Raw genomic sequence first — 24,542 nt, 5'->3', positions numbered from 1 at the left:
GTTAGGCTAGCCTAAGCTAATAGTGCGCTCAGTGAATCGAGGAGGGGTGTAATGCCGAGCACAGTGACGCAACCGACACGCGGATGGCAGGGCAGGGTTCTCAAATTGTTCCGGGCCGGTGATTTTCAGCTAACACTGACCGGTCGGCGCGAGATGACCGACCACTATCTGAGGCTCAGCTTCTCGGCGGGCGGTCTGCTGCAGGGCCGTGACGTCCATCCGACTATGTGGATCCGGTTGTGGTTCTCGGATGGAGAGAAGCTTCACCAGCGTGGATACACACTGGTCAACCCGGATCCGCAGGCCGATACCGTCGATATTGAATTCGCGCTGCACGACGGGCTGGCGGCTCGCTGGGCACAGGCGGCCCTGGTCGGCGACACGATCGAGGCAACGGTGCTAGGCAGTCATTTCGAGCTCCCGGATCCGGCTCCGCCTGGATACGTCATTGTCGGCGACACCGCATCCCTGCCGGCGATCAACTCCCTGCTGGCGGCGATCGGTGACAGGCCGGCCAGGGTGTTTTTGGAGGCCGCGCACGAGAGCGATAAAACACTGCCGGTGGGCGTGGATGCGGTGTGGGTGGATCGTCATGGCGAACGGTCGCTCGCCGATGTCGTCCGCGAGGCGGCGTTCGATGCCTCCGAATTCTTCGGTTGGGTGGCATGTGACACCCGGACCACTCGCGAGGTGTCGCGCGTCCTCAAGGACCACTACGGCATCCCGCGCAGATCGATCAAGGCCCAGGCGTATTGGATGGCCTAAGGGCAACGGACCGAGAGGAACGGCCTGATCGCAGCTACGAGGCGAGCCGCAATCGCGGCATCTGCCTACCCGCAGCATCCAGGATCGTGGTGACGGTGCCGAACCGGTCCGTCGCGCGTCGGCAGAGTTCGCGCAGCTGCCGCGGGTCGGTGGCGTCGGCGGCGATGGCCATGACCTGATCTGTCCCGTAGCCGTGGAGCATTCTCGTCAGATCGGTGGCGTGTCTGCCGCAGACGACGACCCGATGCCCGTTGCGCACCAGGATCCGGACGATCTCACGCCCACTGGGGTCATCGGCATTGAGGACGACGACGACATCGGGTGCCGAGCCGTCGGCGCCGGAGGTTGCGTTGTGGTGCATGTTCCTATTGAGCCAGCGATTCCTGGACTCCGGATGTGAGCGCCATGTGGATTGGTTGGATGACCTCCGTCGTTGGTTCCATTCACGCCGAGTTGCGTGTCAGGCCTTCGTGCGCTGCCGATACGACCGCGCCACTTTTTCCAGCCCTGTTGCGGACTTCTCGCCCCAAGACCGCAGCATCGCGCGGTTGGCCAGCACCACCTCGCGTGTCGCCTCGATCCGCTGGGCCTCATAGGCCGATAGCCCACGCACGAGATCCTCGGGTGATTCCGACAGCGCGTGCGCCAACACCCGGGCGTCGACGACAGACTGGGATCCACCGTTGGCCCCCAGCGGATACATGGGATGCGCGGCATCGCCCAGCAGCGTGACGCGGCCCCGGCCCCACGAGGACAGCGGGTCGCGGTCCACCATGGGGTATTCGACGATCTGTCGGGTGCTGCGCAGCATCGTGCCGATGTCCAGCCACCCGAAGTCCCAGCCGGGGAAGTGGTCCAGCACCTCATCGGCGGTGGCGGGGTCATTCCACCGTGCGCCGGCGGGGAGTTCCCCGGCGGGATCGGTGCGTGCGAGCGCCACCCAGTTCACGGTGTTCGCACTGATCGGATAGGCGATGAGTTCGTGATCGGTATCGTCATGCGCGGCGATCATAGTCTTCCCGGTGAGAAAGCTGCCGATATCGGCTGCACCGCGCCACATTCGCACGCCCGACCAGCGCAATGGGTCCACCGGATGCAGTTGTGCGCGTATCGCTGAGTTCACGCCGTCGGCGCCCACCAGAACAGCTGCCGCAAATTCACTGTCGGCGGTGCGCGCGCGGACACCCGTCTCGTCGCTCTCAAATTGGAGAACCCGACAGTCTGTCCGAATCGCTTGTGATCCAACGCGTTCCCGCACCGCATCGAGCAGCATGAGTTGCAGACGACCTCGGTGGACCGAGATCTGTGGATACGGGTAGCCGCCCGCGAGTCCCCGCGGCTCGGTGTACAGGACGGTGCCATGCTTATCGCAAAATCGGATCTCGCTGGTGGCGATGCCCATGTGCGCAAGCTCGTCGCCCAGTCCGAGTTCAGTGAGGACGCCCACGGCGTGCGGAAGCATGTTGATACCGACGCCCAGGGGTTTGACCTCGCGTGCGCTCTCCAGCACCACGACGTTGAAGCCCGCGGCATGCAGGGTCAGGGCCGCGGTAAGCCCACCGATACCGGCTCCGGCAATCACCACGGGTGTTTTGTTCTCGCTCATGGCATCCAGCATCGGCCGGCGACTTTCAGAAGTCCAAGATCTATATATTCCATATTCTATAATCAATGCTTATGGAGATTCATCAGCTCCGATATCTGCTGGCGGTGGCGGACGCGGCGAGTTTCACCAAGGCGGCCGCCTCCCTTCACGTCGCCCAACCGGGGGTAAGCGCCCAAATCCGCCTTCTGGAACGCGAATTGGGGCAAGAACTGTTTGACCGGTCGGGGCGCCAGGTCCGGCCTACCGATGCGGGTGAGGCGGTAATCCCCTATGCGCGGACCGCTCTCGCCGCGATCGACGGCATCCGTGAAGCCGCGGACGAGATCGGGGGACTGCTGCGCGGACATATCGCATTCGGCACCGTCACCTCGCACGGCGCCGATCTGCCCACGCTGCTCTCGGCGTTCCATCGCGATCACCCCGCGATCAGCATCACCCTTGCCGAAGCCCGGTCCGACGAGCTCATCACCGGGCTGCGTGAGGGTCGGCTGGACGGCGCCATCCTCGCCCTGGGTGCGGGAGAGCCGGAGGGGGTGGGGCTGCGCATCATCGATGATCAACCTCTGGTGGCTGCGGTCGCGACCGCAGATCCTTTGGCGAAACGGCGCACGGTCACGCTGGAGAAACTCTGTGAGCGCATCCTGATCTGCCTGCCGACCGGCAGCGGTATTCGGTCGATTCTGGAAACCGCGTGCCAGGCCGCAGGGCTCACTCCGAATGTGGCGTTTGAAGCGAGCTCACCGCGGTCGCTACTGACCCTCGTCGAACAGGGGCTTGGTGTGGCCGTGGTGCCCGCTCCATATCTGCGGACGCGGCCAGGCGTGGTGGCATTGGATATCCAACCGGCATTGCGGGGACGGCTCGCACTGGCGTGGCGCCTCGGTGGCCCGGTCGGTCCTGCGGCCCGCACCTTCCTGGAACGGGCCCGGGCCGTTCTCTGACGGCCGTTCCGATCAACCTGAATCCAATCCGGCGCCGCGTGCGGCGGTGGCGCAATGGTGCGCATCCGACGATGCGTAGCAGGTAGGGGTGGGTGGGGACCGGCGCAATGAAGCAGACCTGACAGATATCGATTTCATCCGCCGGACGGCCGCTGAGCTGGCCTTTAGCGTGTTGGCGAGGTTGTCTCACGTCAGGAGAACTTGTGGCCGCTGCCGAGCCCACGCCATTGCGCCGTCCACGCGCCGATCAAGCGCGGTTGGTCGCCGACGTGCTGCGCCACCAAATCCACGCCGGGGGATACACCGACGGCGGTCTGCCGAGCGAACAGGAACTGGCCGCGGAGTTCTTCGTGTCCCGCAATACGGTGCGGGAGGCGCTGACGACGCTGAAAGAAGAAGGCCTCATCGAGCGTGGACCTCGAACCGGTACCCACGTTGCGTTACGCAAGTACGAGCACGGATTGGATGCGCTGCTCGGGCTCAAGGAGACGTTCAAGGGGTATGGCGAGGTCTGGAACGAGGTCCGCGTCATCCAGGAGGTGAACGCACCCCCTGCGGTCGCGCACAGGTTGCGGCTAGAGCCCGGCGCACGCGTCATCTTCGTCGAGCGGCTGCGCTACCTCGGTGATCTGCCGCTGAGCCTGGACAAGACGTATCTCACCTCCGACATAGGGGAGGCGGTCATCGAGCACCGGCTCGAGACCAATGACGTGTTCGCCCTGATCGAGCGGGTGACCGGGCGCCGGTTGGGGTCGGCCAATCTGGCGCTGGAAGCCGTTGCGGCAGATTCGCATTCGGCCGCGACATTGCAAGTGCCCGATAGCGCGCCCCTGCTGCTGTTGGAGCGGCTGACCCACCTCGACGACGGGACCCCCGTCGATCTCGAGTACATCCGGATGCGCGGTGATCGAATCACACTGCGCAGCAATCTGTTAAGGGATATCTGAGGCTTCTGATGACATTGATTAACAACCGTATCGACGTTCCAGTCACCATCGACGAGTCGCTGTGCATCGAAGGCTGCACGCTGTGCGTGGACATCTGTCCATTGGATTCGCTGGCGATCAATCCAGAAAACGGCAAGGCCTTCATGCACGTCGACGAGTGCTGGTACTGCGGGCCGTGCGCGGCTCGCTGCCCCACCGGGGCCGTCACCGTCAACATGCCCTATCTACTCCGTTAAGTCAGGACACCCATGAAGAGAACAGTCCTTCTCAGTTCCATTGTCTCCATTGTCACGGCGCTGCTCCTCACCGTCGTCACCGGTTGCTCCCTGGATTCGGGGTCCGGTTCGGCCAACGAGGTGACTGTTGTTGTCGGATATCAGTCGAAGACCATCAATACGGTGACCGCCGGCACGCTGCTGCGCGCTCAGGGGTACCTGGAGAAGCGGCTCGCGGAGGCCGGTGCGCGCACCGGAAACAAGTACACCGTGCAGTGGCAGGACTACGACACCGGTGCGCCGATCACCGCACAGATGCTCGCTGAGAAGATCGACATCGGCTCGATGGGCGATTACCCGCTGTTGATCAACGGGTCCAAGACCCAGGGCAATGAGAAGGCGCGCACCGAGTTGGTGTCGATCACCGGCTACAACGCCAGGGGCGCACTCAACATGGTTGTGGTGCCGCCGAATTCGCCCATCACCACGCTTCCCGAATTGAAGGGCAAGAAAGTGTCCGCGAGTGTGGGATCGGCGGGGCATGGCACGTTGGTGCGCGCGCTGCGCAACGACGGCCTGGACGCGACCAAGGATGTCGAGGTACTGAACCAGCAGCCACAGGTTGGTGCCTCGGCGCTGGAGTCCGGTCAGGTGCAGGCGCTGTCACAGTTCGTGGCCTGGCCGGGTCTGCTGGTCTTTCAGAAGAAGGCCAAGCTCCTCTATGACGGCGCTGAGCTGAATGTTCCGACCTTCCATGGTGTGGTGGTGCGCCGCGACTATGCCAAGCAGCATCCGGAGGTGCTCGACGCCTTCCTGCAGGCTCAGCTCGACGCCACTGATTTCATCCACGAAAAACCTCTCGAGGCGGCGCGCATCGTGGCCGAGGGCAGCGGCCTGCCCCAAGAGGTGGTGTACCTCTACAACGGGCCGGGCGGCACGTCGTTCGACACCACGCTCAAGCCCTCACTCATCGAGGCATTCAGAAGCGATGTGCCCTACCTGAAATCGATCGGGGACTTCGCCGATCTCAATATCGACGAGTTTGTCCAGGATGGTCCGTTGCGCCAGGCCTACACGACGCGTGCGAAGAATTACGAGACCGAGTTGGCTGCCACGGTCAATCCGCTGGTGCTGCACCCGGCCGACGGGGCAGACCCGGGCCGTGCCGCCGAGATCTGGTTCGACGGTGCGGATTCCACGCAGGTGTATTCCACCGCGCAGGAGCTGTTGAAGGCCGTCAACGCCGCCGGCATAGCGGGCCAAAAAGTGCGGGCCGCATACGTCGCCGATGCCGAATTGGGCACCCGGTGGTTCGCCGACCACGCCCGGTGGGTCCGGGATTCGGCTGGGCTGCACCCGTTCACCACGGATGCGGGCGCTGCCCGATACGTCTCCGCCCACGCCGGCGCCACGTCCCTGGATTACGCGCAGGCACTGGCGGCGGCATCATGAGCAGTCTGCCGATCCTGGAGGCGCGACCGCGCACGGTCGCGGTCGCCGCAGAGAGTCAGGCCGACGAGGTTGTGAATCCCCGGCGACAGGTTTCGAGATATCTCGCCTGGAGCATCCGGGCGTCGTCCGTGGCCACTGCCGTGCTGCTCTGGCAGCTCTTAACGGTCAACAAGGTGCGCTTCGGGTTGCGATTCGACACCCTGCCCACGGTCACCGATATCGTCTCCGCGCTCGCCAAGCACATTGGTACTGAGCAATATTGGTTGGATCTCGGCCAGTCCACCATCCGGATTCTCACCGGGTTCGGCCTGGCAGCGGTACTCGGTGTCATCACCGGTATCTGGCTGGGGCGCTCCCCGCTGTTCGCGAACATCTTTGGCCCGCTCACCGAACTGGCCCGCCCGATTCCTGCGATTGCGATCGTGCCGGTGGCCATCCTGTTGTTTCCCAGCGACGAGGCCGGGATTGTGTTCATCACCTTTCTGGCGGCCTATTTCCCCATCATGGTGAGCACTCGCCACGCGGTGCGCGCTCTGCCCACGCTGTGGGAGGAATCGGTCCGCACGCTGGGCGGCGACCGCTGGGATGTGCTGTTGCGGGTGGTGCTGCCAGGCAGCCTTCCCGGCGTGTTCGGAGGGCTGTCTGTCGGCATCGGCGTTGCCTGGATATGTGTGATATCCGCCGAAATGATCTCGGGCCGTTTGGGGGTCGGATATCGGACCTGGCAGTCGTACACGGTGCTGGCCTACCCGGATGTGTTCGTCGGGATCATCACCATCGGCGTTCTCGGATTCCTGACATCGGCGGCCGTCGAGCTGGTCGGGCGCCGTGTGACACGGTGGCTGCCCCGTGCCGAGGAGGCGCGCTCATGAGCGCCTCAACCCTTGTTCTCGACGGGGTCACCCTCGGGTATGGCGGGCGTACCGTGGTAGACCGCCTCAGCTTGACCGTGCGTCCCGCCGAGATCCTGGTCCTCACCGGGCCCTCGGGCTGCGGGAAGTCCACCGTGCTGCGCGCGCTGGCGGGGCTGCTCCTGCCGGATTCCGGCACCATCCGTGCGGATGGCGAGAGGGTTGTCACCACCTCGCGCGACCGGGCCATGGTTTTTCAGGACAATGCGTTGTTGCCGTGGCGCACTGTGCAATCGAATATCCAGCTGGCGCTCAAGCTGGGCGGTGTGCCTCGTGCCGGGCGGCGTACGGCGGCGCAGACCTGGATCGATGACGTGGGCCTGACAGGTTTCGAGGATTACCTGCCCAAGAGCCTTTCGGGCGGCATGCGCCAACGCGTCCAATTGGCGCGTGGTTTGGCGGGTGCTCCGCGCGCGGTGATGATGGACGAGCCATTTGGAGCGCTCGATGCCCAGACTCGTGCCAGCATGCAGCGCCTGTTGGTCGATACCTGGCGCAGTCATCCCACCACGGTGGTATTCGTGACACACGATGTCGACGAGGCGTTACTGCTCGGAGACCGAATCGCAGTCCTGGGACGGGCCGGCCACCCGCTGCGCGCACTGCTGGACGTTCCCAATCCTCGCGAGCCCGAGGGCGATCGGAGCGCACTGCGTACTGAAATCCTTGCCGCACTGAATCATACGGAGCTTGTTGCCTGATGCAGATTCCTGAACTCGATAGTGCCGTCCGGCTGGACTGTGACGTCCTGGTGATCGGCGGCGGAACCGCCGGGACCATGGCGGCCCTGACGGCGGCCGAGAACGGCGCCCAGGTGATTCTTCTGGAGAAGGCGCATGTACGGCACTCCGGTGCGCTGGCAATGGGTATGGACGGTGTAAATAATGCCGTCATACCCGGCAAGGCCGAACCCGAGGATTACGTCGCGGAGATCACCCGCGCCAACGACGGCATCGTGAACCAGCGCACTGTGTATCAAACGGCGACACGCGGTTTCGCGATGGTGCAGCGCCTCGAACGCTACGGAGTCAAGTTCGAGAAGGACGAGCACGGCGAGTACGCGGTGCGGCGTGTGCATCGATCGGGCGCCTATGTATTGCCGATGCCCGAGGGTAAAGACGTGAAAAAGGCGCTCTACCGCGTGCTGCGGCAGAAATCGATGCGAGAGAAGATCCGCATCGAAAACCGTGTCATGCCCGTGCGTATTCTCACCGAAGACCTTGGCGAGGGAACCGGCGGGATATCGACGCACCGAGCGATTGGCGCCGCCGGTTTCAACACCCGCACCGGCGAGTTCGTCACGGTCGGTGCGAAGGCCGTGATTTTGGCAACCGGGCCGTGTGGTCGCCTGGGTCTGCCGGCATCCGGCTATCTGTATGGCACTTACGAGAACCCGACCAACGCGGGGGACGGGTACGCGATGGCATACCACGCCGGGGCCGAACTGTCGGGGATCGAGTGCTTCCAGATCAACCCGCTGATCAAGGATTACAACGGCCCCGCGTGCGCCTACGTGGCCAACCCCTTCGGTGGCTACCAGGTGAATGCGCAAGGGGAGCGTTTCGTCGACTCGGACTACTGGTCCGGCCAGATGATGTCGGAGGTCAAAAACGAAATCGAGTCCGCGCGCGGCCCCATCTATCTCAAGGTGACTCACCTGCCGGATGAGACGTTGTCGGCGCTGGAGAGCATCCTGCACACCACCGAGCGGCCCACCCGTGGCACGTTCCACGCCAATCGCGGGCATGACTACCGCACCCACGATATCGAGATGCATATCTCTGAGATCGGCCTGTGCAGCGGTCATTCAGCATCGGGAGTGTGGGTGGATGAGCACGCCCGCACCACGGTGCCCGGCCTCTACGCCGCCGGGGACCTGGCCTGCGTGCCGCACAACTATATGATCGGCGCTTTTGTATATGGCGATCTGGCCGGCGAGCACGCGGCCTCGACACTCTCGGAAACACCCGCGCCGCCGGAGTTTCCCGTTGATCAGGTCAAGGAGGCGCACGAGCTGATCTACCGCCCGCTCCGCCATCCGGACGGTCCGCCGCAGCCTCAGGTCGAGTACAAGCTTCGCCGGTTTGTCAACGACTATGTGGCCCCGCCGAAGACGGCGGCCAAGCTGTCACTGGCCGTGCAGACATTCGAGCGGATGGCCGAAGAGGTGGGTCAGATCGGCGCGCGTACCCCCCATGAGCTGATGCGGGCGGCCGAGGTGTCGTTCATCAGAGACTGCGCGGAGATGGCGGCACGTTCGTCATTGACCCGTACGGAATCGCGGTGGGGTCTTTACCACGATAGGGCCGACCTGCCGGACCGTGACGATGCGAATTGGCGTTATCACCTGAACCTGTACAAGGCTGTCAACGGTGGCATGGACTTCGTGAAACGCCCCGTCGCACCGTATTTCGTTCCGGTTCCCGGTCTCGACGACCTGCCATCGGGGGAGGCCGACCCGATCCCGGTGCATCAGCCCGAGCTGATGGGCGGGAAAGCGCCGACCCCCCGGGTCGCGAATGTCATCGCCGTGGAGGCCGAGCAGCCGCCGTCCCCGCGCATCGCCGCAGTGCTATCGCTGGAGGCTCCCACCGTTGAGGAATTGCTGCAATACCTCACCGATGACGACCCGGGTGTGCGTCGTACCGCAATCGCATCGCTCACCGAGCACATACCCGCGGGTTATGAGGACGCCTTGCTGAATGCGCTGGGGGACAGCGATGCGACCGTGCGTCGCACCGCCGCCGAGGGGGTGCGCGAGCTCGTGGAAGTCCTCGAGCACCCCGCCGCGATCCGCGATCATGTCAGCGCGTCCGATCCTTTGGTGCGCAGTACCGCGCTGTACGTGGCGAGTGCCCGGAAGGTTGGCGATCCGGCCGCTTATGTGGCGTCCGTGCGCGACTCCGATCATCGAGTTCGCATCGAAGCTGTGCGCGCCCTGGTGTCGGTGGACGATGCGGTGTCCATCGCCACTGCCGCGGCGGATGAGAACCGCGAGGTGCGGATTGCCGTTGCCAATGGGCTTGCGAAGTTGGCGGCCGGTGTGGCGACGGTGCAGGCGCTGGTACGCGATCGTGATCCGCTGGTGCGTGCGGCGGCGTTGACGGCCGTGGGTGCGCTGGGGGTCGATGATCAGATTCTCGATGCCGTCGAGGAGGCGCTGAAAGCGCCGGCCTGGCAGATCCGTCAGGGTGCGGTGCGCGCCTTGGCCGGGGCGCGTCCTGGCCAGGCCGTACCGCCGCTGACGCGGGCGCTGGAGGATCCGCATCTGGACGTGCGCAAATCGGCGGTGCTGAGCCTGAGTCAATGGGCCTCGACGGAACCTTCCGTTCGTGAGGCACTGACCGGTGCACTGCAAGATGGCGACGCGGATGTGAGAGCCTATGCGCGACAAGCACTTGCGGTTGGCTGATGGCGGCGCCGAAGCACAATAGATGGGGCCTGGCAACGTGGCGGAGGTCATGTTACGGGCGGGTACCGGGGCCACTTAGCATAGGCTAGGCTTACTCGGGTGTCGAAGATGAGTACGGTCGCAGATCCCGATACCGCCGCCCAGACCTGGGTTTCTGTACAGGAGGGGCTGCCGGACGGTTTTACACCGGCTGACCTTGCCAGTGTTCTCGCGCAGGAGATCCCCGAGCGCAACGGCGACGAGTACCTGGTTTACGAGCGTGACGGGGAGTGGGTACTGGCTATCGGCGCCCGGGCCGCCGTCGAACTCGACAGCGACGGACTGCGCATCATCCGCGATGGATCTGTGGAGCAGCGCGGATGGTCGGGGCATCCCGGGGCCGCCCTTGAACGAGCTGTGAACGAGATCTCCGACGGCGTACATCGTGTCTTCGGATGGGTCGCGTTCGAGTTCGGCACCTACCGCTTTGGCCTGCAGCACCGGCTGACCCCGGGCACTCCGCTGGCGCGGGTCTTCGCCCCGCGTGCGGAGGTCGTGATTACCACCGACGGAGCGTCGGTCCGCGAACAGAGTTATGCCGACGAGATCAGGCGGGTGCTCGATCAGGGTGCCCCGCCGGTGCCGGCACCGGCGTTGATCGACCTGGTTCCGGACCCATCCGACTACCGCGGCCGTGTCGGCATCGCCACCGCCGAGATTCGATCGGGCTTGTACCACAAGGTGATTCTGTCGCGGCGCGTGGAAGTGCCGTTCGCGATGGACTTTCCGTCCACCTACCGTCTTGGTCGGCACAACAACACGCCGGTCCGCTCATTCCTGCTGCGGCTCGGGGGCATACGTGCCCTCGGCTACAGCCCCGAACTCGTTGCCGCCGTCGAGGCCGACGGAACCGTCATCACCCAGCCGTTGGCCGGAACCCGTGCCTTCGGCCGGGGCGAGGATGCGGACCGGGTGGCGCGCGACGATCTCGAATCGAACGCCAAAGAGATTGTGGAGCATGCGATTTCCGTGCGGAGCTCACTTGCCGAACTCGGCGAGGTGGCCGAATCGGGCAGCGCGAAGGTGACCGACTTCATGACCGTGCGTGAGCGCGGCAGCGTGCAACATCTGGGATCGACCGTCAGTGGAGAGCTGAGTGCCGGGATGACGCGGATGGATGCGCTGGAGGCGCTTTTCCCGGCGGTGACCGCCTCGGGTATCCCGAAGGCAGAGGGCGTTGACGCCATTCTTCGACTCGACGACCACCCGCGCGGCCTCTACTCGGGTGCGGTGGTGATGATGTCTCCGGACGGCGGACTGGACGCGGCGCTGACACTGCGTTCGGCCTACGAGCAGGACGGGCACACCTGGCTGCGCGCGGGTGCGGGCATTATCGAGGCCTCGACACCCGATCGGGAGTTCGAGGAGACCTGCGAGAAGCTCGGCAGCATCGCCCCCTACGTGGTCAAACGCGAGGTATAGCTCTTCGGGGAGCTAGCTCGTCATCGAGGCGAGCAGGGCGCGCTTGTCGATCTTGCCCACCGCGGTCAGGGGAAGTGACGGAACCGCCACCAGTTTGTCGACTCGCGAGTGCGTCGCGGCGCCGCGGTCCTGTAGGTGCTGGTTGAGCTCGACGGCCGTCACCGGCTTGCCATTGAAAACAACTGCTGCACAGACGATCTCACCCAAGTACTGATCGGGCAGGCCGATTGCTGCCGCCGCGTGGACGGCGGGGTGTGTTTGCAGGTGCGATTCGAGATCCAGCGCTGCGATGGACTCTCCGCCGCGCAAGATGACGTCTTTGATGCGACCGGTGACTTCCAGATAGCCGTCGGGTAGCGCTCGCACCCGATCACCGCTGCGATAGAACCCGTCGGAGGTGAAAGAACGCATGTTGTCCGCTTCGGCGCGGTAGTACCCGTTGAGTGTGTACGGTCCACGCACCAGCAGTTCGCCCACTTCGCCGGCGGCGACCTCGGCGCCGTCCTCATCCACGATGCGAACCTCGTCGGCGTCGCAGATGGGCCGGCCCTGGGTGTTGTCGAGGATGTCCGCGGGATCGCCAGGGCGCGTGAGGCATAACAGGCCCTCGGCCATGCCGAAAACCTGTTGCAGCCCCGGAGTGAGTGACTCCCGAACCGTGCGCGCATCCTCGGCGCCGAGCTTTGCGCCACCTACCTGGAGTAGTCGGAGTGATTCCGGCCGCACAGGTTCCCATGCGGTGGCCTGCGCCCACAGCTGGGCAAGCGACGGCACGAGCGCCGTCACGGACACTCGATGCCGGGCGATGGTCTCAAACGCCGACTCCGGGCTCGGGTCCGAAAGGAAAACAGTGGTGGCACCGGCGCTGATGGCGCCGATGAGACCCGGGCAGGCCAGTGGAAAGTTGTGGCCGGCGGGTAGCGCGACGAGATAGACATCGTCCTCGGTGAAGCCGCACAGCTGGGCGGCCCGGGTGGCGTTGTAGACGTAGTCCTCGTGAGTGCGGGGGATGAGCTTGGGTGCCGCGGTGGTGCCACCCGAGACCAGTAGCAGCGCAGGGGTGTCGGTCTGTGCTGCCGGTAGGGGGCTTTGAACCTCAACGGTTTCCAGCAGGGTCGTCCATGCGATAAAGCGTTTCGCGTCGCTGGAAGGCACCTCACCGTCGATCACGATGTGGCGCAGGCACGCATGCTTTGTGGACAGCTCGACAGCCATGGTGCGGTAGTCGAACCCGGCGGCGGAATCGGCGATCACCAAGGCGATGGCACCGGACACCTCGATGAAGTGAGACAGCTCGGCGGCCCGGTGTCCCGGCAGGCACATGATGGGTATTGCGCCCGCACGCATCAGGCCGAAGAACGCGACGGCGAAGGATGTCCGGTTGGGAAGCTGGAGCAGCACTCGGTCGCCCGGGGCTATCCCGAGCCGAACGAGCGCATGCGCGGCACGGTCGGCAGCCGCATCGAACTCGCGGTACGTCATCGCACCGCGTTCGTCGACTACGGCAGGGTGATCGGCCCGTCTGGTCGCGGCCGTACGGAGCAGGGACTCTACGGTCTTTCCGGTCCAGTAGCCGGCTGTGCGGTACGAGTCGGCGCGCGGCGGCGGAAAGGGTACGAAACCGTCCGTCGGGCTCTTCGTGGCCGAAGCGGTAGCGGTCGAGGTGGCCTGAGTCATCGCAGCTCCTTGTGGGTGACCCCTCGCAGTCTAGATAGGGTAGCCTCCTCACAGTTAGGGCAGCCTGTACTAAGAGCGAAAACGCGAGGTGAGATCGAGTTGCGCACCGTGAGCGAGGGCGACGTCGGGGTGGACGTCACCAGCGAAAGGGCGTCGGCAGGCCTCGATCCTGAGGCCGCGCCACCGCTGTCCGCGGGGCAGCACCGCATATGGTTCGCGCACGGCGTGACGCCCACGCTGATGAATCTGTGTCGGTCGTACCGGCTCAGCGGTGCGGTGGATATCCACAGGCTGCGCGCCGCGGTGACGGCGGTCGTGGCCCGTCACGAGATCTTGCGCACGACGTTTCACGCTGGTTCCGATGGCGATCCGGTCGCCGTGCTGCACCACGATCTTCCCGCCCGATGGGTCGAGCATGACGTGTCCGAGCTCGCGGGCACCGCACAGCAGCTCCGGCTGGGTGTGCTGGCACAGCGCGAGTTCGGGACCCCGTTCGATCTCACCGTGGAATCGCCGTTGCGTCTCACGGTCATCCGCACCGGCGCTGCCGAACACATCGTGCTCGTCGTCGTCCATCGCATCGCGTGGGACGACGACTCGTGGTCGGTATTCCTTGCCGACCTGACCTCCGCCTATGTGCACGGCGCCATCACGGCACCACTGCCGGGCCGGCCCCGACAGGATGGGGCCGACGGTGCCGATCTTGACTACTGGCGCAAGGAGCTGGCCAATCCTCCTGAACCGCTGGAGCTTCCGGGAGCCAACGGTTCGGTGGCGAGGACCGACTGGAAGGCCGCACGCGTTACTTCGCGCCTTTCCGCATCGGTCATGGGTCGCGTCGAGCAACTGGCCCGCGAGGCCAACACCACACCGTATGTGGTGCTGTTGGCCGCGTATTCGGCACTGCTGCATCGGTATACCCATGCCGAGGACTTCCTGGTGGCCGCGCCCGTACCCACTCGTGACGCTGATGCACTGGGCGGCATCGGGCACTTCGGGCACACCATCGCCCTGCGGATGCGCCCACGCAGCAGTGAAAGCTTCCGGGACCTTCTGGAGCATGCCCGTCTGACCACGCTGAACGGATTTGCGCACCAGCGGGCCAGCCTGGACCGCGTGATCCCGCGCGTCGGTTTCGCCATGGAGGCCGACTCCGCTTCGCGGTTCTGCCCGCCCGGAATCCACTGTGAACGTGCCGAGTGGGAAGGTCAGGTGGCGTACGTGCCACTTGGCCTCAGGATCGAGACCGCACCCGACGGTGCCGACGTCGTGGCCGAGTATCTGGTGGATGTGCTGGACGAGCGGTTGACCGCGCAGCTACTCCGCCATTTCGCGAACTTGCTCGACTCCGCGCTCGCCGATCCGGATCGCCCGCTGGGCGGACTGGATCTCATGGATGGCCGGGAGGCCCAATGGCTGTGGGAGGTGTCGTCCGGGGAACGGTTTGCGGCGGAGCCGACCACGCTCGGTGAGCTGGTGGCCGCCCGTGCGGCCGCACAGCCGGATGCCACCGCTCTCGTCTACGAGGGGCGACACTACTCGTACCGGGAAACCAACGAACTGGCGAACCGGCTGGCGCACTGGATCATCGGGCAGGGGATCGGTCCCGAAGATCGGGTCGCAGTGCTCCTGGACAAGTCTCCGGATTTGATCATCACCGCGCTCGCGATCGCCAAGGCGGGTGCGGTTTATGTCCCCGTCGATCCGAGCTACCCCACGGATCGCATTGCGCACATTCTCGCCGATGCGCAGCCAGGGTTGATCATCAGAGAGCCGGTGACGGGTATCGGACAGTTCGACGCCCGCGAGCCGGTCGATGCCGATCGGGTGCGGGCGCTGACCGCCGACAATGCCGCATATCTCATCTACACATCGGGCTCGACGGGCCTACCCAAGGGTGTGACGGTCACGCATCGTCCGCTGACCGAGTACTTCAACTGGTTCCGTGCCGAATATCGGGTCAGTGGATCCGATCGGGTACTGCAGGTCGCCTCGCCGAGCTTCGACGTATCGGTGGGCGAGATTTTCGGCATCCTCAGTTGTGGTGGCCGGCTGGTCATCCCGCGCCCCGGCGGACTCGGTGATGTCGCGTACTTGACGGAACTGTTGAACAGCGAGGGCGTTACCTCGATGCACATGGTGCCCTCATTGCTCGGGCTGGTGCTGTCGCTGCCCGGAGTCACACAATGGAAGTCACTACGCCGGGTGCCGGTGGGCGGCGAGGCGTTGCCCGGCCCGGTCGCGGATAAGTTCCACGCCACCTTCGATGCGTCGCTCCATAATTTCTATGGCCCCACCGAGACCGTCATCAACGCCTCGCGGTACAAGGTGCGCGGAATTCAGGGGACGCGGACCGTTCCGATCGGCACCCCCAAGATCAACACACAGATTCACATTCTGGACCAGGCGCTGCGACCGGTGCCGGTGGGAGTGATCGGCGAGATTTACATTGGCGGAACGCATGTGGCGCGCGGATACCATCGTGCCGCCGGTCTTACCGCGCAGCGCTTCATCGCCGACCCCTTCATTCCCGGGCAGCGGATGTACCGGTCCGGTGACCTTGCGCGGCGCCGTGCGAACGGAGACATCGAGTTTGTCGGTCGCGCCGATGAGCAGGTGAAGATCCGGGGGTTCCGTATCGAACTCGGCGAGGTCGCCTCGGCCATCGAGGTGGATCCGAGCGTCGGTCAGGCGCACCTGGTGGTCGATGAGCTGCCGCATGTCGGCAAGCGTCTCATTGCGTACCTGACACCGGTCGGTGGACACGTGATCGACCTGGACCGAATCCGCGCCAGGATCTCAGCTGCCCTGCCCGACTTCATGATTCCCGCGGCGTATGTCGTGCTCGACGAGATGCCTATCACCCGGCACGGCAAGATCGACAGGGACGCCCTGCCGGCACCGGAGATCGGGTCCGTGACCAGACGCCGGGAGCCGGAAACCGCAACTCAGCGGCAGGTGGCAGTCCTTTTTGCGCGGCTGCTCGGGGCGGCGACCGTGGGTGCGGACGACTCATTCGTCGACCTCGGCGGCAATTCGCTGCTGGCGAGCAAGCTGTCGGCGGCGATCCTGACCGAGTGCAGAGTCAGGGTCGACATCCGCGAGATCTTGGAGCGGGGCACCGTCGAAGGCCTGGCCCGACTGGTCGATCAGCGTCGTGGCGGCCTCATCACGGATGACGAGGACCGCGAAGGGGAACCAATCCCGTTGCTTCCCAGCGGCCGCCGCCTCTATGAGCATGGAAACCCGCGCAGGCTCGCCGAGACCCACGTCTTCTGGCTGCCCGAGGGCATTACCCGATCCACGCTGGAGGAACTCCTCAACGCGATGCTCGGGGAGCACGAGGTGCTGCGCAGCCGGCTCGACCGTGAGCGCCTGCAGCTGGTTCCGCGCACACGGCAGTCGCTGCGTTTGGTCGAGATCCTCACGGAGGATCCGTCCGACGCGGCCGGCGCCGAGATCGGCCGTGCGGTGGATCGACTCGATCCCGAACAGGGCTGGATGCTTTCGGCGGTATGGCTGCACCCGGAAGGCGCACCCGGAGTTCTCATCCTCGCAGTGCATCATCTCGCCGCTGACCCGACCTCCTGGCGAGTCATCATGCACGAGCTGGAAGCTCGATGGCAGTCACTGGTGGCCGGCGCTGCGCCGCCCACCGGCCAGGCCGGCGGCGGCTACCGCCGTTGGGCCAATGCGCTGGCCGCCGAGGCTCGGGATGTGGGCAGCCTGCCGTTCTGGATCGCACAGCTGGACGGTGAGGATCCCCCAATTGGGTCGCGCCGAATAGATCCGGAATTCGATAGGGAAGCCGAGCTCGCGGTCACTGTCGAGTCCGCGCCGGCCGATGTCAGTACGGCACTGCTGAACTCGGGAATCCCGATGGAGCAACTGCTGGTGGCCGCAGCGACACGCACCGTGGCGCAGTGGCGTCGCCGCCGCGGACAGGCCGCGGTCGAGACGCTGCTGGCGGTACAGGTCCCCGGACGCGGCAACACGACTGCCGAAACCGTGGGTCTACTGGGTACGGCGTATCCGCTGCGTGTCGGTGGCACCGATCCTCTCGGGATCGGACCGCGCGGTTTGGTGGAGCGTGTCGCACGGCAGCACAGTGCGATGCCGGGGCGGACCATCGACTACGGGCTGTTGCGGTACCTGCGTGCCGATACCAGCGCGGTGCTGCGGCGGTACCGCGATCCGCAGATCCTGTTGAACTACCTCGGGCACGATCGCGGATTCGAGGGCGACCTCCTGCGTCGCGATGGGTTGCTTTCGGTATCGGGTTCACCTGTGCCCGAGCCAGATTCGGCGGTACGTCACGAACTCACCATCGCGGTGCTGATCATGGGGACCACCGAGGGCCCGTCCATCGGAACGTTGTGGCGGGCGATCCCGGAGGTGCTCGACCGCTCGGAGGTCGCCGAGCTGCAATCGATTTGGCACGAACAGCTGGGGATTCTGGCGAAGGAGCTATGGTGACGTCCACATTGGCAGTGATAGGCGCGGGCGCCAAGGCGGTGGCGGTTGCCGCGAAGGCGGCAGTGTTGCGCGAATGCGGTGTCGACGTACCCGATGTGGTGGCGATCGAACGACAGCAGGTCGGTGCAAACTGGCAGGCGTGTGGCGGCTGGACGGACGGGCAGCACCGGCTGGGTACGAGCCCGGAGAAAGATGTGGGCTTCCCGTACCGGTCCGCCGTGGTGCCGGGGCGTAACGCCGAGATCGATGCTCGGATGATGCGTCTGAGCTGGCAGTCGTATCTCATCGCCACCGGCCAATTCGCCGAGTGGGTTGACCGCGATAAGCCCGCGCCGACGCATAAACGTTGGGCCGATTATCTGACGTGGGTGGCCAATACGGTCGATATGAGGGTCGTTCACGGCGAGGTGACCAGCCTGTCCATCGACGACGACAGATGGGTGGTGGGCACCAACGACTGTTCCATCGCCGCGGATGCGGTCATGGTGACAGGACCCGGACAGCCGGAACGATCTGTGCTGCCCGAGCATCCGAATGTCTTGTCGATCGCCGAATTCTGGCGTCGTTGCGCCGGAGCGACACGCCTTACCGCCGAACGCGTCGCCGTGATCGGCGGGGGCGAGACGGCCGCCTCGGTACTCAACGAGCTTTTCGGACACCGGGTTTCGACGATCACCGTCATCTCGCCCGGTGTCACACTGTTTACCCGCGGCGAAGGGTACTTCGAGAACGCCCTGTTCAGCGATCCAACCGGCTGGCTGCACCACACCATGGAGGAGCGGCGCGACGCGTTGAACCGTACCGATCGCGGGGTGTTCTCGGCCCGTGTCCAGGAATCGTTGCTGGCAGACGACCGTATTCGCCATCTGCGCGGTCGTGTCGCCCACGCCGTCGCTCTGGAAGATCGCATCAGATTGACGCTGCGCAGCGACCGCGCGGGTGAGCCGTCGGAAACCGTTCATGGTTTCGATCTGGTGATCGACGGAGCGGGTGCGGACGCATTGTGGTTCTTACCCCTGTTCGACCAGAGCGCCCTCGATCTCATGGAGCTCAAGCTGGGTGCCCCCGTGGACGGTAACGTGTTGCAGGAATCTCTTGGCCACGACTTATCGGTCAACGGCCTGGCGCCCAAGCTCATCCTTCCGACGCTCTCGGGTCTGACCCAGGGGCCGGGATTCCCCAATCTCAGTTGCCTCGGATTGCTGTCCGATCGAGTGCTCGGTGGACACAGCAGCACCGAGTCGGCTCGTCGTGAAAGGAAAACAAGTGAGTACCAACCCATTTGATGACGCGAGCGGCGCCTTTTACGTGCTGGTCAACGACGAGGAGCAGCACAGCCTGTGGCCTACGGCCATCGAGATCCCGGCGCAATGGCGCGCGGTCTTTGGCGAGGCCCCGCGTGCTGACTGTGTGGAGTACATCGAGGCCAATTGGACCGATATGCGGCCCAAGAGCCTGCGCGATGCGATGGCGGGCAGCTAGCAGCAGCTGGTAGGAAGATCTGGTGGGTCCAGACAGCTTAAGCACCGGCCAACCCGATCACACTGCCGTGCGCACCGCGCTATGGCGGGCCTTGCATGTGGAGCTGGATCCGCCGCCGCATGTGCTGACCGACCGCATCGGTCTGCAACTGGTGGCGCCGCCGGAGGACTGGCGCGGGCGCCCGGATATGGATCCGCGGGGTTCCACCGCATCCCGGCTGGGCATGGTGGCGCGGGCTCGCTTCGTCGAGGATCTCGTTGAGCAGAGGGTGGGGTACGGCGTTGGGCAATACGTCATCCTGGGTGCGGGGTTGGACACCTTCGTGCAGCGCCATCCCGATGCCGGCGAGCGGCTCACCGTTTTCGAGGTGGACCAGCCCGACACTCAAGCTTGGAAACGAAATCGCTTGACCGAGATGGGATTCGAGATTCCTGACTGGCAGCGGCTGGTTCCGGTCGACTTCGAGGAGGGTGGGTCCTGGCGAGATCAATTGCTCGCCGCGGGTTTCGACCCCGGCCAACCCGCGGTCGTGGCGTCCACGGGCGTCAGTATGTATCTGAGTCGCGATGCCGTCGTCGCGACTCTGCGTCAATGTGCTTCGCTGGCGCCGGGTTCGGCATTGGCCATGACGTTCCTGCTGCCGCTGGAGCTTCTCGAGGCAGGGGAGCGTCCGGTCAGGCAGATGATCATGACCAATGCGGCCGAATCCGGCACACCGTGGGTCAGCCTCTTTTCTCCGGACCAGATGCTCTCCCTGGCGCGCGAATGTGGTTTCCCCGACGCCTCATACGTATCGGGTCGTGAACTCATCGACCGCTATGTGCCCGGCACCGGATTGTCCGCCGAGGAGTTTCTGTTGGCCACCACCTAGTTGGTGGCCGCGGCGATGCGCCACCCGGAACTGGACTCCTGCTGGCGCCAGAACTCTGCGAAACGCCCTCCCAGAGAACTGAGTTCATCGATCGAGCCCTGCTCCACGATCCGGCCGTCGTCGACGAACAGCACATGATCGGCGTTGCGGATCGCGCTGAGCCGGTGGGCGATCATCACACGGGTGCGAAGACGCGGGTCACTGCCGATGGCCTCGGTGACTGCGGTTTCGTTCTCGGTATCCAGCGCGCTGGTGGCTTCGTCGATGAGCAGAACGGGCGCGGGCTTCAGGAGTGCTCGGGCAATGCTGACCCGTTGGCGCTCGCCACCGGACAACGCCGTGCCGGCCTCGCCGACACGAGATTGCCCGGCATCCGGCAGGCGTTCGATGATCTCGTCGACACGGGCCAGCGCCATGGCCCGGCGCGCCTCCTCGTCTGTCGCCGTCGGGTGTCCGGCAAGGACGTTGTCGCGGATCGGTCCATCGAACAGATAGGGATGCTGGAACACCATGCTCACGAGGGCGCGGCGGGCGGCGGTATCCAATGTCGCGACATCGGTTCCGTCGACCAGGATGTGGCCGCTCTCCGGCTGTTGCAGTCCGGCGATAAGCGAGAGGATGGTGCTCTTCCCGGATCCGGATGGCCCGACGATTGCGGTCGTGGTCCCCGGCTCCAGGGTGAAGTCAATGCCCTTGAGTACTTGGTCTCGTGCGCCGTCGTAACGGAAGTCGACACCGCGGAATTCGATACGTGGGGCCGGGGCCTTGGCGGACGCGACGGCGTCCCCGGGCCGGTCGGCGGCCTCGGTGGTGATGATCGAGTGGAGGCGCTCGAACACACCGCGAGAGTTCTCGACGGCACCGGCCAGGCCCGCCAGCACGGTGAACGGTTCCAGGAACCGCACCACGACCACCATGAGCGCGACCGCCTCGGGAGCCCCGATCTCACCGCGTAGCGCCAGCACCGTCGCGGTTCCTGCCAGCAGGATGAGGGCGATCTGGCTGACGATGGTGAACAGCAGTTGACCCGGGATCTGGAACAGCAAGAGCCGCATGGTTGCACCGCGGGCAGCGGCCACGGCCTCGCCGGCCTGGCTGCGGGCAGGGCTGACACGACGGCTTGCCCGCAGGGCGGCCTGAGTGCGCGCGAATTCCAGGATGCGTTCGGTAAGTGCGCTGTGCGCCTGGGCATCTGCCGCATCGGCGGCCCGCACGATGCGGATACTGGCCAGCAATGCGGCGAGCAGCAGCGGCAGGGTGATGGCGGCCGCCACTCCCAGTTTCCAGGAGATGAAGAACAGCCCGACGGTGATCGCTGCCGGCAGTAACACCGCGCCCACCAAAGGTGTCAGGAGGTTTGCGATGAACCCGACCAGATCGGGGCCGCCGGACGAGATCGCCTGGCGTGCCATCGCGGTGCGATCCGCGGTGAACCACCCCAGCGGGATATGGGTGAGCCGGTCGGCCACCCGGTGCTGCGAGTCGTTCAGTAGGGCGAATCCGATGCGGTAGCCGATCCGGGCCTGCACGGTGTCGACGATCCACCCCGCCACCGTGACTGCGGTCAGTATGCCGAGCCACGGCAGTGCCGCGGACGGGGTGGTGCCGAACAGGGCGCCGAGCAGCGGGACCAAGAGCAGACAGCCCGCCGCGCGTAGGGCCACCGAAAGCACCGAGAGCACCGCATAGGCATAGAGGGGGCCGCGATGCCCGGGCGGAATCAGTCGGATCAGGTTGGCAAGCATCAGATGTTCTCCCCGGCGAGTACGGTCGACGGCTCGTGGAGGCGACCGTCCCAGAGCCGCCGGTACCGTCCCTCGTTGGCCAGCAGTTGGGCGTGAGTGCCGGTTTCGACGACATGGCCCTGGTCCAGGACCACGATCTGGTCGGCATCGGCGATGGTGTGCAGTCGGTGCGCGATGACCAGCACGGTCCGATTGTGAACGAGCCGGCCGAGGGCCTGCTGCACCAAGTACTCCGATTCGGGATCGGCGAAGGCGGTGGCCTCGTCCAGAATCAGGATGGGAGTGTCTGCCAGCAGCGCGCGAGCTATGGTCAGCCGCTGCTTCTCGCCCCCGGAGAGCTGGGTGTTGGTATCCAATACCGTGTCATAACCGTTGGGCAGACGCAGTATTCGCTCGTGGATTTGCGCATCGCGGGCAGCCGATACGACCTCGTCGTCGGTGGCTTCGGGTCGGGCGAGCGCGATATTCTCGCGGACGGTGCCCGCCACCAGCTGCACATCCTGGAAAACGAACCCAACCTTGGCGTATAGCTCGTCGGCGGTGAGCGCACGGATATCGGTGCCGTCGATGCGGATCGCGCCGTTATCGACATCGTGGAACCGCGCCAGCAGGGATGCCAGCGTCGACTTTCCGGAGCCGGACGGGCCGACGAGGGCGGTGACGGTGCCGGGCCGCAGCGTCAGGCTGACGCCGTGGATGACAGGCGCTCCCGGTCGGTAGCCGAACGTCACCGCTTCGAAGGACACGCAGGTCTCCCCGGTGCGGCCCTCGGAGGCCTGCTCGGTCAGTTCGGTTTCGCTCAGGGCAACCGCGATATGCCGTGCGGCCTCCACGCCGCCGCGAATACCGCCGAGGCCGTACGCGATTCCCAGCAGACGGGTGCCAAACGTGGTGCCGAGTATCAGGAACGGCAGCAGGGTGGTGGGCGCCATGGTCCCGGCCACCACCAACAAGGTGCCGGCCGCCGCGATGAGCCAGAGGAAGGTCGTCGGCCGGGTGGCCAGGTCCATGAATGTCTTCTTCCCGATGAACGGCCGCTGCCATTCGTTGAGGAAGGTGAGGTACCCGTCCAACTTGCGTTTGAACGAGGACGCTGCGGCGCCACCGAAAATTCGGATAACCGGCTGGCCCTCAAGATAGGCGGCGGATTCTCCGCTCATCCGTTCGCTCCAACGAGAGGCCTCGATGATCTTCGGCCCGCTTTGGAACATCATGGTCGCCGTCGTGACGATATGGACCAGGATGGGAATGAGAAGCACGAGGGCCAAGCGCCAGTCGACGACGAAGAGGTAAACGAGCACCGCCACCGGGCCGACCACGGCGGCCACGGCGTCGGGGATCGCGTGGGTGATCAAGTAGTGCAGCGACAGGGTGTCGTCTTGGACGAGCTTCTTGACTGATCCGGATCCGCGCTGAGTGAACCACCCCAACGGAACCCTGGATAGTTTCGCCAGGAGACGACGCCGGATATCGGCGCTGAACCGTATGTCCACGACATGCAGCCAGAGAGTGAGGGCGGCACCCAGGGCCGCGCCCAGCACCAGCAGTGTCAGGAAGATCATGCCGGTGTGCCGCAAGCGGGACTCGTCGGCCCCGGCGAGAAGTAGCCGTGTCAGTTCCACCAGAACGACGAATGGTGCCAGCTCGATCATGGTGATGATCGCCTGCAGTACGCCGCTCGCGATCATCTGCTTCTTGACCGGCGCCAGCAGTTCCCCGGCGGCCTGCGAGCGCCACCGCCCCTGGGGGACAGTGACTTCCGGAGCGGACGCGGGTTGGGGTGCCTGAGGTGGGCCGGAGGGGTTGGCTATCGGCGCCTGTTGTGCGGCGGTGTCTCCCCGGCGACTTCCCATCGCACGGCCGAAGGTCCAGTACGCCGCGGCGTGTACGTCGGCCTTCGGGAATCCGAACTGCTCCTTCAGGCGCTTGCGCAGATGCTTGAGCGAGCCCGCCTCCGGCCCCGCCCACGCGTACCAGTTGGACCAGTCGCGCACCTCGATGGCGGCGGCCAGCGACGTTTCGTCGGCCCGGTCCACCCAGTGCAGCCGGCGCCGGGGGTGATCGGTCAGGGGAATGAGTTCATCGTTGGGGTCGTGACGTTCCAGGTACACCTCGACGTCGACGTCTGCGGGCAAGGCGACCAGGATGGAGTTGATCGCCGGGATGGATGCGGCGTCGCCGATGAGTAGGAAGCCAGCGGGAAGGTCCTCGGGGATTTCGAAGCGTGAGGAACCGAAGGAGACCACTGGAATCGTCATACCGGGCTGCACCGCGGTCGCCCACTGGCAGGCCGGACCGGCCGGCTCGTGGATCACGACATCGATGGCGAACTCGCCCGCGTCGGTGTCCGTCGACACGATCGTGTACGCCCGCTGATGTTCGGTGGCCTCGCCTGCCGGGTCGGGGAACCAGAACCGGAGCCACTCGGTGGGTGCGTGCAAGAGGTCGTCGAAGAGCGTCGGCGCCGACATGGTGATGCGCACGCAATTCGGCGCGACCTGTGCGGTGCCGACCACGGTGGCCAGGTGGTCGCGCGCCCCGAGCCCACGCAGCACCGCACCCTGGAAGCCTCTACCCATGC

At 65.3% G+C, this 24,542-nt stretch carries 18 protein-coding genes; 13 read left to right on the top strand and 5 right to left on the bottom strand.

What is annotated here, in order from left to right; genetic code table 11:
- The first annotated feature begins 51 nt into the window (after window positions 1-51).
- Entirely contained in the window at window positions 52-765 is a 714-nt protein-coding gene (locus AC5Y5C_RS21145; RefSeq protein WP_499976215.1) for a siderophore-interacting protein, read from the top strand.
- A gap of 34 nt (window positions 766-799) precedes the next feature.
- Here the strand turns inward: AC5Y5C_RS21145 and AC5Y5C_RS21140 are convergent, their stop codons facing one another.
- Entirely contained in the window at window positions 800-1,126 is a 327-nt protein-coding gene (locus AC5Y5C_RS21140) for an SDR family NAD(P)-dependent oxidoreductase (protein ID WP_499976213.1), read from the bottom strand.
- Between the two features lie 99 nt (window positions 1,127-1,225).
- Entirely contained in the window at window positions 1,226-2,383 is a 1,158-nt protein-coding gene (locus tag AC5Y5C_RS21135; RefSeq protein ID WP_499976211.1) for a flavin-dependent oxidoreductase, read from the bottom strand.
- 59 nt (window positions 2,384-2,442) lie between these two features.
- Between AC5Y5C_RS21135 and AC5Y5C_RS21130 the strand changes: the two genes are divergently transcribed.
- From AC5Y5C_RS21130 to AC5Y5C_RS21095, 8 genes are all read left to right on the top strand, one after another.
- Window positions 2,443-3,312 carry a LysR family transcriptional regulator gene (locus AC5Y5C_RS21130; protein ID WP_499976209.1) on the top strand — a complete coding sequence of 290 codons (870 nt, stop codon included), beginning with the start codon at window positions 2,443-2,445 and terminating at the stop codon, window positions 3,310-3,312.
- 203 nt (window positions 3,313-3,515) lie between these two features.
- The gene (locus tag AC5Y5C_RS21125; RefSeq protein WP_499976207.1) at window positions 3,516-4,259 is read left to right on the top strand and encodes a GntR family transcriptional regulator; all 744 of its coding nucleotides are present in this window, start codon (window positions 3,516-3,518) and stop codon (window positions 4,257-4,259) included.
- A gap of 8 nt (window positions 4,260-4,267) precedes the next feature.
- Window positions 4,268-4,495: a 4Fe-4S dicluster domain-containing protein gene (locus AC5Y5C_RS21120; protein WP_499976205.1), complete on the top strand. Its 228-nt coding sequence runs from the start codon at window positions 4,268-4,270 to the stop codon at window positions 4,493-4,495.
- Window positions 4,496-4,507: 12 nt separating this feature from the next.
- Complete coding sequence (locus tag AC5Y5C_RS21115; protein ID WP_499976203.1) at window positions 4,508-5,926, top strand: ABC transporter substrate-binding protein; 1,419 nt, start codon at window positions 4,508-4,510, stop codon at window positions 5,924-5,926.
- Window positions 5,923-6,798: an ABC transporter permease gene (locus AC5Y5C_RS21110; protein WP_499976201.1), complete on the top strand. Its 876-nt coding sequence runs from the start codon at window positions 5,923-5,925 to the stop codon at window positions 6,796-6,798. The genes AC5Y5C_RS21115 and AC5Y5C_RS21110 overlap by 4 nt, the downstream gene beginning before the upstream one ends.
- The gene (locus tag AC5Y5C_RS21105) at window positions 6,795-7,538 is read left to right on the top strand and encodes an ABC transporter ATP-binding protein (RefSeq protein WP_499976199.1); all 744 of its coding nucleotides are present in this window, start codon (window positions 6,795-6,797) and stop codon (window positions 7,536-7,538) included. Before AC5Y5C_RS21110 ends, AC5Y5C_RS21105 begins: the two co-directional genes overlap by 4 nt.
- Window positions 7,538-10,249 (top strand): fumarate reductase/succinate dehydrogenase flavoprotein subunit, encoded by a 2,712-nt coding sequence (locus AC5Y5C_RS21100; RefSeq protein WP_499976194.1) that lies wholly within the window; start codon window positions 7,538-7,540, stop codon window positions 10,247-10,249. The genes AC5Y5C_RS21105 and AC5Y5C_RS21100 overlap by 1 nt, the downstream gene beginning before the upstream one ends.
- Window positions 10,250-10,357: 108 nt before the next feature.
- Window positions 10,358-11,710 (top strand): salicylate synthase, encoded by a 1,353-nt coding sequence (locus AC5Y5C_RS21095; RefSeq protein ID WP_499976192.1) that lies wholly within the window; start codon window positions 10,358-10,360, stop codon window positions 11,708-11,710.
- Between the two features lie 12 nt (window positions 11,711-11,722).
- Here AC5Y5C_RS21095 and AC5Y5C_RS21090 read toward each other — a convergent pair whose 3' ends face one another.
- The gene (locus AC5Y5C_RS21090) at window positions 11,723-13,387 is read right to left on the bottom strand and encodes a (2,3-dihydroxybenzoyl)adenylate synthase (RefSeq protein ID WP_499976190.1); all 1,665 of its coding nucleotides are present in this window, start codon (window positions 13,385-13,387) and stop codon (window positions 11,723-11,725) included.
- Window positions 13,388-13,486: 99 nt separating this feature from the next.
- Between AC5Y5C_RS21090 and AC5Y5C_RS21085 the strand changes: the two genes are divergently transcribed.
- The 4 genes from AC5Y5C_RS21085 (at window position 13,487) to AC5Y5C_RS21070 (ending at window position 20,216) form a co-directional block, all read left to right on the top strand.
- Window positions 13,487-17,863 (top strand): amino acid adenylation domain-containing protein, encoded by a 4,377-nt coding sequence (locus AC5Y5C_RS21085; RefSeq protein WP_499976188.1) that lies wholly within the window; start codon window positions 13,487-13,489, stop codon window positions 17,861-17,863.
- On the top strand, window positions 17,860-19,149 hold the full coding sequence (gene mbtG, locus AC5Y5C_RS21080; protein WP_499976186.1) for an NADPH-dependent L-lysine N(6)-monooxygenase MbtG: 1,290 nt from the start codon (window positions 17,860-17,862) through the stop codon (window positions 19,147-19,149). Before AC5Y5C_RS21085 ends, mbtG begins: the two co-directional genes overlap by 4 nt.
- Window positions 19,130-19,345 (top strand): MbtH family protein, encoded by a 216-nt coding sequence (locus tag AC5Y5C_RS21075; RefSeq protein WP_499976183.1) that lies wholly within the window; start codon window positions 19,130-19,132, stop codon window positions 19,343-19,345. Before mbtG ends, AC5Y5C_RS21075 begins: the two co-directional genes overlap by 20 nt.
- Before the next feature lie 67 nt (window positions 19,346-19,412).
- Window positions 19,413-20,216, top strand: coding sequence for a class I SAM-dependent methyltransferase (locus AC5Y5C_RS21070; protein ID WP_499976733.1), 804 nt, complete (start codon window positions 19,413-19,415; stop codon window positions 20,214-20,216).
- On the opposite strand, the gene AC5Y5C_RS21065 is transcribed toward AC5Y5C_RS21070, so the two are convergent.
- Complete coding sequence (locus AC5Y5C_RS21065; protein WP_499976181.1) at window positions 20,213-21,961, bottom strand: ABC transporter ATP-binding protein; 1,749 nt, start codon at window positions 21,959-21,961, stop codon at window positions 20,213-20,215. The two genes, AC5Y5C_RS21070 and AC5Y5C_RS21065, sit on opposite strands and share 4 nt — an antisense overlap.
- On the bottom strand, window positions 21,961-24,540 hold the full coding sequence (locus AC5Y5C_RS21060) for an ABC transporter ATP-binding protein/permease (protein WP_499976180.1): 2,580 nt from the start codon (window positions 24,538-24,540) through the stop codon (window positions 21,961-21,963). The genes AC5Y5C_RS21065 and AC5Y5C_RS21060 overlap by 1 nt, the downstream gene beginning before the upstream one ends.
- Between the last annotated feature and the right edge of the window lie 2 nt (window positions 24,541-24,542).

It is taken from the genome of Mycobacterium sp. NGS15, assembly GCF_059813245.1.
The sequence above is the reverse complement of the archived record's forward strand: the minus strand, read 5'-3'. Positions and strand labels throughout refer to the sequence as shown.

Excerpts from the sequence above, each read along its gene's own strand:
- AC5Y5C_RS21115 (WP_499976203.1), top strand. The coding sequence starts at position 4,508 with ATGAAGAGAACAGTCCTTCTCAGTTCCATTGTCTCCATTGTCACGGCG.
- AC5Y5C_RS21135 (WP_499976211.1), bottom strand. The coding sequence starts at position 2,383 with ATGCTGGATGCCATGAGCGAGAACAAAACACCCGTGGTGATTGCCGGA.
- AC5Y5C_RS21105 (WP_499976199.1), top strand. The coding sequence starts at position 6,795 with ATGAGCGCCTCAACCCTTGTTCTCGACGGGGTCACCCTCGGGTATGGC.
- AC5Y5C_RS21095 (WP_499976192.1), top strand. The coding sequence starts at position 10,358 with ATGAGTACGGTCGCAGATCCCGATACCGCCGCCCAGACCTGGGTTTCT.
- AC5Y5C_RS21140 (WP_499976213.1), bottom strand. The coding sequence starts at position 1,126 with ATGCACCACAACGCAACCTCCGGCGCCGACGGCTCGGCACCCGATGTC.
- AC5Y5C_RS21120 (WP_499976205.1), top strand. The coding sequence starts at position 4,268 with ATGACATTGATTAACAACCGTATCGACGTTCCAGTCACCATCGACGAG.
- AC5Y5C_RS21100 (WP_499976194.1), top strand. The coding sequence starts at position 7,538 with ATGCAGATTCCTGAACTCGATAGTGCCGTCCGGCTGGACTGTGACGTC.
- AC5Y5C_RS21060 (WP_499976180.1), bottom strand. The coding sequence starts at position 24,540 with ATGGGTAGAGGCTTCCAGGGTGCGGTGCTGCGTGGGCTCGGGGCGCGC.
- AC5Y5C_RS21145 (WP_499976215.1), top strand. The coding sequence starts at position 52 with ATGCCGAGCACAGTGACGCAACCGACACGCGGATGGCAGGGCAGGGTT.
- AC5Y5C_RS21110 (WP_499976201.1), top strand. The coding sequence starts at position 5,923 with ATGAGCAGTCTGCCGATCCTGGAGGCGCGACCGCGCACGGTCGCGGTC.
- AC5Y5C_RS21065 (WP_499976181.1), bottom strand. The coding sequence starts at position 21,961 with ATGCTTGCCAACCTGATCCGACTGATTCCGCCCGGGCATCGCGGCCCC.
- AC5Y5C_RS21130 (WP_499976209.1), top strand. The coding sequence starts at position 2,443 with ATGGAGATTCATCAGCTCCGATATCTGCTGGCGGTGGCGGACGCGGCG.
- AC5Y5C_RS21090 (WP_499976190.1), bottom strand. The coding sequence starts at position 13,387 with ATGACTCAGGCCACCTCGACCGCTACCGCTTCGGCCACGAAGAGCCCG.